Origin of the sequence: Desulfosarcina sp. (assembly GCF_033791525.1) — a bacterium.
Classification (GTDB): domain Bacteria; phylum Desulfobacterota; class Desulfobacteria; order Desulfobacterales; family Desulfosarcinaceae; genus Desulfosarcina.
Genome location: NZ_JASJGN010000019.1, coordinates 1 through 13,112, shown reverse-complemented (window position 1 = coordinate 13,112; position 13,112 = coordinate 1). Strand labels below are relative to the sequence as shown.

At 55.8% G+C, this 13,112-nt stretch carries 10 protein-coding genes; 8 read left to right on the top strand and 2 right to left on the bottom strand.

Annotation, left to right across the window (positions count from 1 at the left end):
* Positions 1-610: 610 nt before the first annotated feature.
* The 5 genes from QNK41_RS00860 (at position 611) to QNK41_RS00840 (ending at position 5,616) form a co-directional block, all read left to right on the top strand.
* Positions 611-2,065, top strand: coding sequence for a 30S ribosomal protein S1 (locus QNK41_RS00860; RefSeq protein ID WP_319252781.1), 1,455 nt, complete (start codon positions 611-613; stop codon positions 2,063-2,065).
* 2 nt (positions 2,066-2,067) lie between these two features.
* Positions 2,068-3,045 (top strand): thioredoxin-disulfide reductase, encoded by a 978-nt coding sequence (gene trxB, locus QNK41_RS00855; protein WP_319252779.1) that lies wholly within the window; start codon positions 2,068-2,070, stop codon positions 3,043-3,045.
* On the top strand, positions 3,042-3,641 hold the full coding sequence (locus QNK41_RS00850; RefSeq protein ID WP_319252777.1) for an acyloxyacyl hydrolase: 600 nt from the start codon (positions 3,042-3,044) through the stop codon (positions 3,639-3,641). The genes trxB and QNK41_RS00850 overlap by 4 nt, the downstream gene beginning before the upstream one ends.
* A 66-nt stretch (positions 3,642-3,707) precedes the next feature.
* Positions 3,708-4,778 (top strand): AI-2E family transporter, encoded by a 1,071-nt coding sequence (locus QNK41_RS00845; RefSeq protein WP_319252775.1) that lies wholly within the window; start codon positions 3,708-3,710, stop codon positions 4,776-4,778.
* 349 nt (positions 4,779-5,127) lie between these two features.
* On the top strand, positions 5,128-5,616 hold the full coding sequence (locus QNK41_RS00840) for a cyclic nucleotide-binding domain-containing protein (RefSeq protein ID WP_319252773.1): 489 nt from the start codon (positions 5,128-5,130) through the stop codon (positions 5,614-5,616).
* A gap of 120 nt (positions 5,617-5,736) precedes the next feature.
* On the opposite strand, the gene QNK41_RS00835 is transcribed toward QNK41_RS00840, so the two are convergent.
* Together QNK41_RS00835 and QNK41_RS00830 are read right to left on the bottom strand one after the other, a co-directional pair.
* The gene (locus tag QNK41_RS00835) at positions 5,737-6,063 is read right to left on the bottom strand and encodes a DUF6122 family protein (RefSeq protein WP_319252771.1); all 327 of its coding nucleotides are present in this window, start codon (positions 6,061-6,063) and stop codon (positions 5,737-5,739) included.
* A 10-nt stretch (positions 6,064-6,073) separates the two neighbouring features.
* A complete protein-coding gene (locus QNK41_RS00830) occupies positions 6,074-7,180 on the bottom strand; it encodes a DUF362 domain-containing protein (RefSeq protein ID WP_319252769.1) in 1,107 nt (368 codons plus the stop codon).
* 255 nt (positions 7,181-7,435) lie between these two features.
* On the opposite strand from QNK41_RS00830, the gene QNK41_RS00825 reads away from it, so the two are divergent.
* Genes QNK41_RS00825 through QNK41_RS00815 form a run of 3 tightly spaced genes read left to right on the top strand, consistent with a single transcriptional unit; the run spans position 7,436 to position 12,923 of the window.
* On the top strand, positions 7,436-8,119 hold the full coding sequence (locus QNK41_RS00825) for a YkgJ family cysteine cluster protein (protein ID WP_319252767.1): 684 nt from the start codon (positions 7,436-7,438) through the stop codon (positions 8,117-8,119).
* A gap of 31 nt (positions 8,120-8,150) precedes the next feature.
* On the top strand, positions 8,151-9,233 hold the full coding sequence (locus QNK41_RS00820; RefSeq protein ID WP_319252766.1) for a pyridoxal-phosphate-dependent aminotransferase family protein: 1,083 nt from the start codon (positions 8,151-8,153) through the stop codon (positions 9,231-9,233).
* Between the two features lie 51 nt (positions 9,234-9,284).
* Complete coding sequence (locus tag QNK41_RS00815) at positions 9,285-12,923, top strand: DUF748 domain-containing protein (protein WP_319252764.1); 3,639 nt, start codon at positions 9,285-9,287, stop codon at positions 12,921-12,923.
* The last annotated feature ends 189 nt before the right edge of the window (positions 12,924-13,112 follow it).

Genomic DNA, 13,112 nt, shown 5'->3' with positions numbered 1-13,112 from the left:
AGTCATCGAAGAGCTTGTTGATGCGGTCCTGCAAGGTGGCGATGTTTCCCAGCGGATCCCACTTGATGGTAGCCATGACATGTCCTCCTTATGAGTTGTACCCAAATTGAGCGATTGTCGAGCTTGCCACAGAACCGAGGAAGCTGACATTCCGCTATAGTGAACTATGCGGGATGTCGGCTGACGTTGGTTATGCGGTGAGATCGGCAATCCCAACGGGTTTCAAATTTTTAAGATCGGTAAACCGAAAAAGCAAAGCATACAAAACAATTATGGTGTCTGTAAAAAATTGAAACGCTCAGTTTGGGTTGGATTAAGCTTATCCATCTCCGTGCCGTTGTCAACCCCGGCACGCCTTTAACAGGCCGGTGTCACTGCCGTCAATTCGTGCCCTGAACCAACATCCATGAACCACAATAGCGCTCGCTAATACCGCTGCAAGCGGCGTGGAATGCGAGTGAACTGGAAATCGATTTTCATCCTTTCGGTCAAGATTCTCCGCGGCTTGCCGCGGGGTGGGTTCAATTGTTACCAAACAGACAATAGGCTTGCAAAAGCCATCATTTTCTGGTGAAGTTGCCGCATCTTTTAAACGACCGGGAGAACAACCATGAACGACGATTTTGAAAACGAGTCCCCTGAAGAAGAGAGCTTTGCCGATCTGTTCGAATCATACAGCGCCGGCATGAATGACAATATCCGGGTGGGCGACAGAGTCCGGGGACGAATCATCTCCATCGGCAACACTAGCGTGTTCGTGGATACGGGCACCAAAGCGGACGGGGTGGTGGAAAAGTCCGAACTGCTGGATGAAGATGGCCAGCTGTCGCTGGTGGTAGGAGACGAACTGGACCTCTACGTCGTCGTCGCCGATGAAAGTGAAATCCGTTTGTCCAAGGCCATTTCCGGCATCGGTGGTGTGACGATGCTCCGGGAGGCCTGGGAACAGCGTATTCCAGTGGAGGGCAAAGTGGTGGCCGCCATCAAGGGCGGATTCCAGGTGGAGGTAATCAAGCAGCGCGCCTTTTGTCCCATCAGCCAGATGGACCTGACCTATGTGGAAGATCCGGAAGTCTACGTGGGACAGACATTTCCCTTTATCATCAAACGATTCGAAGAACGGGGCCGCAACATTGTCATCTCACGGCGAGACATTCTTCAAAAGGAGATGGAAGCCAGCCGCGAGGCGTTCATGGAGCAGTTGGACGAAGAGGCGGTCTTCGAGGGGACGGTGGTCCGCATCATGCCCTTCGGTGCCTTTGTGGCCCTGGCACCCGGGGTGGAGGGGCTGGTGCATATCAGTGAACTGAGCTGGTCTCGCCTGGACACCCCCGAACAGGCCGTCAAGGTGGGGGATCGACTCCAGGTGAAACTCCTGGGCATCAAAGAGGGCGACAAGCCGGGAATCAAAAAGATCTCTCTTTCCGTAAAACAGGCCATGGGTGATCCCTGGACCGATGCCCCGAACCGCGTCCGTGTGGGGGACAAATTGATGGGCAAGGTGACTAGATGTGCCAACTTTGGTGCGTTTATCGAGCTTTTCCCCGGCATCGAGGGGCTGGTTCACATCAGCGAAATGAGCTACACGCGCCGGGTGATGCGCCCGGAAGAAGTGGTCGCCCCCGGTGACGAAATCATGGTCATGGTCAAGGAATTCGACCTTGACCGCAAACGCATCTCCCTGAGCATCAAGGATGCCGAAGGCGATCCGTGGGCCGACATCGAAGAAAGGTTCAAGCCCGGCAGAACGGTACAGGGGCGAGTGGAAAAAAAAGAGGGCTTCGGCATTTTCGTAAACCTGGCGCCCGGCATCACCGGTCTGCTCCCCAAATCCAAAATAGCCGCCTCGGAAAAGTCGGCCCAGATCGACACCCTCAAGCCCGGGGCCGCCATCACCGTTTCCATCGATGGGGTCAATGCCAGGGAACGGAAAATCTCCTTAGGTACCGGCGATGCGGCTGAAGATCAGGAATGGCAGGAATTTGCCGGAGGAACGGCTGACTCGATGGGTTCGCTGGGAGACCAGCTCAAAAAAGCCCTGTCCCAACAGAAAAAGGGAGGTTGATCATGGCACAGAGCGATTTTTATGACCTGGTAATTATCGGCGGCGGCCCGGGAGGATTGTCGGCCGCCATATATGCCATGCGCGCCGCGATGAAGACCGTGCTGGTGGAAAAAGGTATCACCGGCGGTCAGGTAACCATGAGTGACGAAGTGGAAAATTACCCGGGCTTCACCCACATCAGCGGGGCTGAGCTTTCCATGAAATTCACCCAACACGCCCAGTCCTATGAACTGGAAATGATCTCTCAGGAGGTAACGGCGCTGGACCCCGGGTTGGACCACCACACGGTGAAGCTCGCCAACGGCGAATCGCTGAAAGCCCATGCGGTGGTGCTGGCCACCGGGGGCAGCCCCAAAAAGCTTGATGTACCCGGAGAGCGGGAGTTTTATGGCAAGGGCGTTTCCTATTGCGCCACCTGCGATGGATTCTTTTTCAGGGGCAAAACGGTGGTGGTGGTCGGCGGTGGTGACAGTGCTGCGGAAGAGGCCCTTTATCTGGCCAAGCTGTGCAAAAAGGTTTACATCGCCCATCGCCGGGATGAACTGCGGGCCAGCAAGATCCTCCAGCGGCGAATTTTCGACGACTGCAACATCGAGATGCTGTGGAACACCGTGGTCACAGATATCAGGGCCGGCAGCGACGGCGTGGAGCGCGTGGAATTGAAAGATACCGTGACGGCGGACACCCGGGAACTGGATGTGGATGGTGTGTTCATCTTCGTCGGATTCAACCCCAACAACCAACTGGTTCCCGCCGGCACCCGCATGAACGCCGACGGCATGGTGGTGACCGACGAGAGGTGTGAAACCAACAGCCCCGGTGTTTATGTCATCGGGGACCTTAGGGAAAAGTTCGCCCGCCAGATTGTTCTCTCGGCGGCAGACGGCTGCACGGCTGCCCTGGCCGCCGCCTATTTTGTGGATGCAAAAAAATCGGCCCAGGGAGACACCTGTGAGCTGCCTCCGGATGCGGCTGAATGATATTTTCGAATGCGGCCCATCGGTGCCGCATCCGAAGCCGGTTCCTGTATTCTGGGCTCTGGACATTGTTCATTTTTCCGATGATGGCCGCTGGCGGATACGCCTTTGACCAACCCTCGCCGGCCGGCCCAGTCAGGGCGTTCCGTGTCGGGATGTCGGCCCACGATGTGGACGGGCTGTGGAGCGGTGAATCCAAGGAGAAAGGGCCGGACCTTTGCGCGGAGGTGATCTTCAACCGCTCGCTTTTCCACCTGCTTGCCGCCACGGCGTATCCCAACATAGGGGTCAGCCTTAACACACGGGGCGACACCAGCAAGGTGTACGGGGGTTTCCTGCTCCAATGGGAGCCGGATTCGGCATTCTTTTTTTCAACGGGTTTGGGTCTGGCCCTGCACGACGGCAGGCGGGATACGGATTCGGCCAACCAGAAGGCGTTGGGATCACGGGTGCTGTTCAGGATTCCCATCGAAATCGGTTACGCCCTCAACCGGCACCATCGGATTATCCTTGCCTTCGATCACATGTCCAATGCGGGCCTGGCATCCCCCAATGAGGGTATGGACACTTTAGGGTTGGAATACGAATACCGATACTAACGGAGTCGATGGTCTTTTTTCGGCACCGGCCGACTTTCTTTTTGAACGCAACAGGGGACTCGACCCATGTTTGATCTGTTCAGAACGTGGAAGGAACGACATTTTTCCGACCCCCAGCGGGTGATTCTAGGGGTCATGCTGCTGGTGGGAGCGGGCCTGGTCTATTTTCTGGGCAGTCTCCTGGCCCCCGTCTTTATCAGCATCATCATCGCCTACCTGCTCGATGGCATGGTCAGCCTGCTTCAACGGTCCCGACTTCCGCGCCTGGCTGCCGTTTCCATTGTCTTTACGGTCTTCATGGTCGCTATGATCGTCATGACCCTGTGGCTGATTCCCCTGACCGTCAAGCAGATCAGCCAGCTGGTTCAACAGCTGCCCGGTATGCTGGCCACGGTTCAATATCGACTGCTTCAGCTCCCCACCAGCTACCCGGATCTTATCTCTGAAATACAGGTCAGGCAGGTTATCGATTTTCTCAACACCGGCATATCCACACTCGGCAAACGGGTCCTTACCGTTTCCTTAGCTTCGGTCGTGGGGCTTCTCCACCTGGTGGTATATCTGGTGCTGCTACCCTTCATGGTCTTTTTCCTGCTCAAGGACAAGGGGATGATTCTGGGCTGGGGCCGGCGTTTCCTGCCCGATAACATGGATCTTACCGAATCGGTGTGGCAGGAGGCCAACGTCCAGGTCACCAACTACATCCGGGGGAAAGGGTGGGAACTGCTTATCATCTGGGGGATCAGTTATGCCGCGTTCAAGGCGCTGGGGCTGCAGTTTTCCCTGTTGATCTCACTGTTCGTCGGCCTGTCGGTGATCATTCCCTATATCGGTGTGACGGTCATGGGGTTTGTCATGGCACTGGCCGCCTTCATCCAGTGGGGATGGAGCGGTGAGTTTGCCTCGGCCATGGTTGCCTATTTGGTCATCCAGGTCCTCGATGGCAATCTGCTGGCGCCGCTGCTGCTATCCGGCGTGGTGAACCTTCACCCGGTGGCCATTGTCGTCGCGGTGCTCCTGTTCGGCGGATTGTGGGGGATCTGGGGGCTATTTTTCGCCGTTCCACTGGCTACCCTGACCAACGCCGTCATCAAAGCTTGGTTCGCAAGGATTGAACAACGGTCCGACAACCCGTGACGTTTAATTAAAACCCAAGCTGAGCGATTGTCGAGCTTGCCGCAGATTCAAGTCAGATGTCGTCGCGTTATAGTGGACTATGCGCGGCGATAGCTAACGCCGAAGATGGGGTGAGATCGGCAAACCCAATGGGTTTCACCTTTTGAAGACAACCATCGATGGTACCCAACCTTGATCGTTACCAATCGACCTCTTCGAGAAAGGTGAATCGCTCAGTTTGGGTAAAAGGCTGTTGGAATAGGTTGCCTTCAGGCGCACTTGTACTAAGATTGGGAAGCAGTCATCTGTTATTTAACGGGCACCACCGCTTCACTATTTTTATTGGACGGCCGGGCCAGCGAGGGATACCATGCAGGAAACCGATTTCTTAAAAGGAAACCAGAGAGTCCTGAACGACATCAAGAAGTTTGAAATCTTCGAACCCTTTCAGGATGATGAACTCCATCACCTGATGTCCATGAGTAAAATCAGGAAGTACAGTCCGGGAGAAACCATTTTCGAGCAGGGCAGCGCCGATACGTGGCTCTATTTCCTGGTATATGGGAAAGTCCGGTTGATGAAAGACAACAAGCCGGTGATCCAGCTTCAGCGAAGGGGGGATGTCTTTGGTGAAATGGGCGCCATCGAGTGTGCGCCCCGCAGTGCATCGGCAGTCGCCTTCGGCGAAACGGTCTGCCTGGCCACGGACATCTACTACATCGAACAGCTGACCGGCAATGACAAGCTGGCCTTCGGATATGTGATTTATCGTGTTTTTTCAGGTATTTTGGCCAATCGGCTCAGAATCACCACGGAAGAGCTGTTGGAGCTGAAGGGCCGCAGCATTAAAATCTGGTAAAAACACGGGTAGAATAATTACTTCCTTCGACATTCTGCAGTTCGATATTCGGCTGTTCTGTGGTTCGCTGTTCATCCTGCAGGTCAGATTGTGCCACATGCGCTGCCTGACAACCCAGGTTCAGGCGCCGCCAGCCCAGCCCATCCACAAACAATCCAGTCCGTCCAGCACCATGTGAATGGCCAGACCCAGTCCTACCAACCGGGTTTTGGGGAGAACCGCCAGCACCAGGAACACCGCCATGGCCGGCCAGGTGTGCAAGGGATGAAAACCGATACTGCAGCGATTGGGGTCGAAGACGGGTGTGGCCAGCAGGTGGTCCAGGTCAACGGCCATGGTGGCAACCATGACGATCCAGGCCCATTTCCAGCGATCGGGGAATCCAATGCGGGCAACGGCGGCCGGCGCCAGAACGTGCAGGGCCATGTGAACAGTGGTGCGCAGCATGGTTGTCTTTCTACAATTTTACCAGCTCATACGCCCGCGTGCCCAGACCCAGCCGTTCAGCGTAGTCCAGCTGAATCTCCCAGTCCACCTTGGGATAGATGCCTTTGAACTTGTCTTCACCGGGAGCGGTGTTCGTGGACAGCCGGGTGCCGGACAGGGCCGGTTCCGCGTTTACCAGGTCCACCGAGGCCTGGTCGATGGCCACGGGGTCGGTGGATGCCACGACGCCGATATTTTTCACGATGGGGGCGTCGTTGGCCGGGTAGCAGTCGCATGCCGGGGACACATCGGTGATAAAATTGATGAATAGGGTTTTGTTCGCCTTTCCCTTGAGTACCCCCATGGTATATTCCACCATGTTTTCCAGAAAGACCGGGATGGACCGGCTCCACTGCACCGCAATGGCTTCATTGGGGCAGATGAGGATACACTCACCGCAGCCGATGCAGGCCTCGACGTCGATCTGCGCCTTTTCGTCCGGCATTGAGATGGCGTGCTGGGAACAATGATCCAGGCAATCGCCGCAGCCGATGCACTGCTCGCCTGATATTTTTGGAGACAAACCGGAGTGCTGGGCCAGCTTGCCTTTGCGGGAAGCACAGCCCATGCCCACGTTCTTGATGGTGCCACCGAAGCCGGACAATTCATGGCCTTTGAAGTGCGCCACGGATATCAAAGCATCCGCTTCCACAACATCCGTACCGATGTAAACCGACTCGAAGCGCTTCTGATCGATCGGAACCCTCGTTTCATTCTTGCCTCGCAGGCCGTCGGCAATAATCAGCGGCGCGCCAACCACGGCATAGGCGAATCCGTTGGCGATGGCGGTGGTCAGGTGATGGGGTGCGTCGCTTCTGGTTCCTGCATAGAGGGTATTGGCATCGGTGAGAAAAGGAATCGCGCCGGCCTGCTTGACCATTTCCACCACTTTTCGGATGTACACCGGACGTATGAACGCCGCATTGCCCATCTCTCCGAAATGAATTTTCACCGCCGTCAGATCCCGCTTTTCGAGAACTGCCGATATGCCGGCTGTTTCCATGAGCCGCCCGATTTTAGCGAGAAAATTCTCTTTGATCGTTGCCCTCATATCGATGAAATAGACCTTGCTGGTCATGGCATCCTCCATTCTTGATCCATAAAAAAGTGGGCCTGATCCGTTTTTCAGCGATTCCGCACACCGCAGGCTTGTCGGTGGGGATGATAGCCGCACAGGCCACACATCTACCGGCCCACCTATCCCTTGTCAAGGTCTTAGCCCGGCCTGGAACCGCTGGAAAAAAGCAATATTTTGGCGTATAAGGGGAATGTGATGCATGTTCCATTCAGGTAGGGACAACCTGCACCAGTTTTTTATAGAAAGCTTATTGACATGAATCTGAATGCTAAATTAACCATTATGGAACGGATGATCGACATCTACGATCAGTTTTTGGGTGAATTCGACCTGGCCTGTGAAAAATTTTGCGCCCATTGCTGTACTGCCAACGTCACTATGACCACCCTGGAGGGCTATCGAATCCTTGTCCATTTAGAAAAGACCGCTGCAACAGACTATCTTCAAACCATTGCACGGCAATCCCATCCCGACCGGTTTACGCCCCGGGTATCGATCAATCGCCTGGCCGATATCTGTGCCCGGGACAGCGACCCGCCCGAAGAGCATCTGAGCCCCGAGGCCGGCCCCTGCCCGGTGCTGGCGGACAATGCCTGCCCCCTTTATCCGGTTCGCCCCTTTGGCTGCCGTTGCATGGTGTCCGTTAGAAATTGCGGCGAGACTGGATTTGCCGATATGGACCCGTTTATCCTGACGGTCAATGACGTGTTTCTTCAACACCTGGAGCATATCGACGCCCAGGGATACACGGGCAATTTTGCCGATGTCATGCAGTTTTTAGACTCAGATGAAAACCGTCAGAACTATGCGGCCGGCCGACTCAATGCGGCGCCGGACGGTCTGGTCGCCAATCAGCCCGTGTTCGTGCTCATGATACCACCGGAGCACCGTGGTCGGATTCAATACCTGCTCACACAGATTCGCAGCATCCAGGTCTAACCTATTTAATGCTCCTCGAGGAGGGATCGTCATGCAAACCTATCCCATCCCCATGGTCCCCGGCCCGGTGGTGGTGCCCGAAGCCATCCGTCGGGTCTACCTGGAACCCTATGGCTCAGGTGACCTGGAAGCAGAATTTGTCGAACTTTACACACGCACGCAGCGGCGGCTGAAAGCGATTTTCGGCACCCGGGACGATATCGTGATCCAGTCCGGAGAGGGGATGCTGGCCCTGTGGAGCGCTCTGAAAAGCTGTCTGGTGCCTGGTGACCGGTTGCTGGCTGTGGCCACCGGTGTGTTCGGCTACGGTATCGGCGAAATGGCCCAATCCATTGGTGTCGACGTAAAGATCGTGGGTTTCAGCTATGACGAAACCATCAACGACATGGCCCGCATCGAAGCGGCCATCGCCGAATTCAAACCCCGTATGATAACGGCCGTTCACTGTGAGACGCCATCGGGCACCCTCAACCCCTTGGAAGAGCTGGGTAGGCTGAAACATGCCTATCGGGTCCCCCTGTTTTATGTGGACACGGTAGCCGGAGCCGGGGGAGTCCCGGTCCTGGCCGATGACTGGCATATCGATTTGTGCCTGGGCGGATCCCAAAAATGCCTTTCCGCGCCGCCCGACATGTCTTTTTTGTCGGTCAGTCCCAGGGCGTGGGAGATTATCGATGCCGTGGGCTATGTGGGCTATGATGCGCTTAAGCCGTTTCAGCATGCGGTCGAAAACCGCTTTTTCCCGTACACACCCAGCTGGCAGGGCGTGGCCGCCCTTTTTAAGGCCGCCGGGCTGCTGCTGGAGGAAGGTCTCGGAAACAGCTTTAACCGTCATGATGAAGTGGCCCGGTTCTGCCGCCAACGGCTTGTCGAGATGGGTATCGATCTGTTCCCTGCGCCTAAAGCCATCCCCTCCCCAACGGTCACGGCGGCCGTGATCCCTGAGGGTTATACCTGGGAGGCATGGGATCGCCGCCTTCGGGACCACGGCCTGGTGGTGGCCGGCAGTTACGGACCCCTGGCTGAAAAGATATTCCGCTTGGGCCACATGGGCGCCCAGGCGGACCGGGCGCTGGTCAAACAGGCACTGGAAGTGATCGCCAAAGCACTATAATGAAGGAAATAGTGGCAGACTCGCCACCGCCATACCGACGGACCCATCAAAATGATAAAAACCGCTGATCTGACCCTGCGGCAAAAAAAGATCGCAATCACCCTTTGCACAATCCTTCTGATTTACCTTCTCTTCGGGTTTATCGGTGCCCCTTTTATTGTTCGCAGCCTTTTGGAAAAGCAGGTGGCCGAGGCGATCAACCGCCAGGTGACAGTGGGACCGGTAAGGATCAACCCCATCACCCTGTCTGCCACCGTCAGAGATCTCAATATCCGCGAAACCGGCGGTGCTCCCTTTTTAAAATTGGATGAAGCCTACCTCAACCTGCAGGCGTCGTCTCTGTTCAAGTGGGCCCTGGTGCTCAAATCCGTGCGGGTGGTCAATCCGGACATCGCCTTGGTGCGCACCGCTGAGACCATATTCAATTTTTCAGATATCGGCAGGGGGAACGCACCCGAAGCGGAATCTACCACCGACGGCGGTGGATTCGCCCTGGCTGTATACGACACCCGCGTCACCGGCGGCCGGATCGCCATGGACGACCGCGTGGTCTCCGTTACCCACCACATCGCGGATCTGAACCTGAACGTCTCTGACCTCTCCTCCCGCCCGGCCGACGTGAATGTGACCACCCTGTTCAAGCTGTCCGCCCGAATCAACGGCGCCGTGTTCTCCCTGGATGGCAGAACACGACCATTTGCTCCCGAACGGGAAACCAAGGCACTAATCGGTCTCAAATCGTTTCAGGTGACCCACTACCTGCCCTATGTGCAGTTGCCTGCCAACCTGGTGATACGCTCACTGCAGGTGGAAACGGAAACCGAAATCAACTTCCGAATGACGGAAAACAACCTTCCGGATCTTTTGGTCGCCGGACTGTTTTCTCTCCAGGAGGTCCAACTGGTGGACGGCAACGGCGAGCCCTTCGTAAACCACCGGAACCTGAGCTTCGACCTGTTGCCATCAGCAGTGCTCACCGGGCAAATTCGGTTGGCCCAAGTGGATCTGTCCGACCCGGAAATCTTTCTGAAACGGCTGCCCACGGGAGACCTGTATCTGCCATTTCTGGCGGTGAGAGCCTACGAAACGGGTCAAGAGGCTGCGGCCAAGGACACAACCGGCCAATTTGAGCCGGTGGTTACCATCGATCGGCTGAACCTGAAAGCGGGTGTCGTCCATTTTACGGACATGGCAAACAGTGACCCGTTTTCCACCACCATCACCGACCTGAACCTGGAGGTAGACAACTTCGGTCTCAACAGCGACCGCACCGCCACTTATCGACTCGATCTGAAAACCGAGGCCGACGAATCCATCAGCCTGTCCGGTACCGCTTCTCTTGCGCGCCTCCAGGTGTCGGGGGAGATCGACGTGTCGGATATCCAGGTCTCGCGGTACGTCCCTTACTACAAGGATATTTTCGAATTCAAAACCGTGGAAGGCAATGTCTCCTTCGGCGGCAACTATCGTTTTCGCAAGGAAGACGGTGCACCCCTGTTATCCCTGGCCAACGTCCATCTCGATGTGGATGCGCTCAAGGTGGTCGATGAGGATGACGACGAGCCCCTGGTATCTCTCGACCGGCTGCGTCTGGCCGACACCACGGCGGATCTGGCCCGGCGTGAAGTGACGATAGGCAGTCTCATGCTATCCAAAGCGAACATCTCCTGCCGTCGGGAGAAGGATGGATCGCTGAACCTGGTCAAGGCTTTTGTGCCCGCCGCCGAAGCCGAAGACCCGATAACGGATGATGCTGCAGTGACGGATGGAAATGAGCCGTCACCAAACAGCCCGACGGCCGAAGCTGTTGTGGTCAATCTCAAAGCCGTCAAAATTGGTGATGTTTCCTTGGATGTGGAAGACCGGGTACCGGAAGAACCAGTCAGGTTTAAGCTGGACGAAATTGCCCTGTCCGCCTCAAATCTCTCCACGGCGCCCGACGCAACGGGAAAGGCCGATCTTTCCCTGCGATGGGAACAGGGCGGGCAGGTTCAGGCCGGTGGCAACGTCACCATCGCGCCCCTTGCACTGGATATGGCCATCGTGGTGAAAAAAATGGATGTCCGCCCTTTCCAGCCGTATCTTTCCGAACAGGCAGGGCTCATCGTCACCCAGGGCTTTTTTAACACCGAGGGCCGGATGAAGTTCTCCAGGAACAACGAGACGGCACCGAAAGTCACTTACACGGGAAAGGCCGGGCTCAATCGCTTTGCCTCCATCGACCGCAAAAACGCCAACGACTTTCTCAAATGGGAGGCCTTGCTTGTCGACAAGCTCGAGGTCGGCGTAAACCCCACCCGGCTCTTCATCGATCAGGTCTCCCTTGCCGATTTTTTCGCGCGCGTGATTGTCGATCCGGACGGAAGCGTCAATTTGGTTACCATGTTCAACAAACCTGGCACCGGAACGGATGACGCGGCCGGGGATGCCTCCGATACCGCACCCCCAAAAGAAAAAGTCGCTGCGCAGGCACCCTCTGGAACTAATCCCCCTGTGCGCATCGCACGAATCACTCTGAGCGGTGGGGATGTAGATTTTTCGGACCGGTTCATCAAACCCAATTTCAACGCCAAATTCAACGACCTGGGGGGCCGCGTCTCCGGCCTGGAATCCATTGCTGAGAAGCGGGCTGAGGTTCTCCTGGAAGGCATGTGGTCCAATCACGCCCCGGTGAAAATAACCGGTCAGATCAACCCACTCATCGATAGCCCGTATGTGAATTTGAACCTGAATATTTCCGATATCGAGCTGAGTCCTTTTTCACCCTATTCCGGAAAATATATCGGCTATATCCTGGAAAAGGGAAAGCTGACGTTCAATGTGGCCTATCTGATGGAAAACCGGAAACTGGAAGCGACGAACAGCATATTTATCAATCAACTCACCTTGGGCGATTCGGTGGAGAGCCCCGACGCGGTGAGCCTTCCCATCAAGCTGGCCGTAGCGCTGTTGAAGGACCGTGAGGGAAACATCGCGCTGGATCTTCCGGTGAGCGGCAGTCTGGACGACCCTGAGTTCAAGATCGGCCGGGTGGTCCTGACCGTCCTTAAAAACCTCATCGTCAAGATCGTCTCCTCTCCCTTTGCCGCCCTGGGTGCCCTGGCCGGCGGCGGCGAAGAGTTGAGCTACCTGGAGTTCGGTGCCGGTATCAGCGAAATCAACGAGGAAAATGGACAAAAGATGGACAAGCTGGCCAGGATCCTTTTCGAAAGGCCGGGATTGAACCTGGACATTCAAGGTGCGGCAACGCCGGAATCAGACGGCGAGGCCCTGCGGGCCATGCTGCTGGAGAACCAGCTTAAAGGGGAAAAGCTCCGGCAAATGATGAAATCCGGCAAGAGTGCCGTTCCGCTGGAAGAGATTGTGCTCAGCAATGCGGAAAAACCGGCTCTATTGAACTCGGTGTTTGCCGCCTCCGGTATTGCCGTGCCGGTGGACGACAGCGGAAAACCTGTCGAACTGACGGCTGAATCCATGGGAACACTATTGCGAACGCACACGGAGGTCACGAAAAACGATTACCGCAAGCTGTCCAATGCCCGTGCGTTCAATGCCAAGAATTACCTGCTTGAAAACGGTCAGGTGGCGCGTGAACGCCTTTTTATCGTGGAACCCTCTGCGGGGACCAAGACCAAGGTTCAGACATTGGAAGGGACAGGAAGCGGACAGGTCATCTTCAGCCTGAAATAGACTCAATAAAAAATGTCAAATGAAGAACAGAATGCCTATCATCTTCCTTGATGAAATCGTAAAAACTAATTCAGACGGTTTCGTAACAAGTTCGAGATCAAGGCTTGCGAATCCTGAGAATACCGCTATCGCGGGTGCCGTAGGCAGCGTACTTACGGTACGCTGCAGTGACGAGGGATGAAGCGTAAC

Bases quoted from the DNA above. Each gene is read 5' to 3' on its own strand.
- QNK41_RS00860 (WP_319252781.1), top strand. From the start codon at position 611: ATGAACGACGATTTTGAAAACGAGTCCCCTGAAGAAGAGAGCTTTGCC.
- trxB (WP_319252779.1), top strand. From the start codon at position 2,068: ATGGCACAGAGCGATTTTTATGACCTGGTAATTATCGGCGGCGGCCCG.
- QNK41_RS00850 (WP_319252777.1), top strand. From the start codon at position 3,042: ATGATATTTTCGAATGCGGCCCATCGGTGCCGCATCCGAAGCCGGTTC.
- QNK41_RS00845 (WP_319252775.1), top strand. From the start codon at position 3,708: ATGTTTGATCTGTTCAGAACGTGGAAGGAACGACATTTTTCCGACCCC.
- QNK41_RS00840 (WP_319252773.1), top strand. From the start codon at position 5,128: ATGCAGGAAACCGATTTCTTAAAAGGAAACCAGAGAGTCCTGAACGAC.
- QNK41_RS00835 (WP_319252771.1), bottom strand. From the start codon at position 6,063: ATGCTGCGCACCACTGTTCACATGGCCCTGCACGTTCTGGCGCCGGCC.
- QNK41_RS00830 (WP_319252769.1), bottom strand. From the start codon at position 7,180: ATGACCAGCAAGGTCTATTTCATCGATATGAGGGCAACGATCAAAGAG.
- QNK41_RS00825 (WP_319252767.1), top strand. From the start codon at position 7,436: ATGAATCTGAATGCTAAATTAACCATTATGGAACGGATGATCGACATC.
- QNK41_RS00820 (WP_319252766.1), top strand. From the start codon at position 8,151: ATGCAAACCTATCCCATCCCCATGGTCCCCGGCCCGGTGGTGGTGCCC.
- QNK41_RS00815 (WP_319252764.1), top strand. From the start codon at position 9,285: ATGATAAAAACCGCTGATCTGACCCTGCGGCAAAAAAAGATCGCAATC.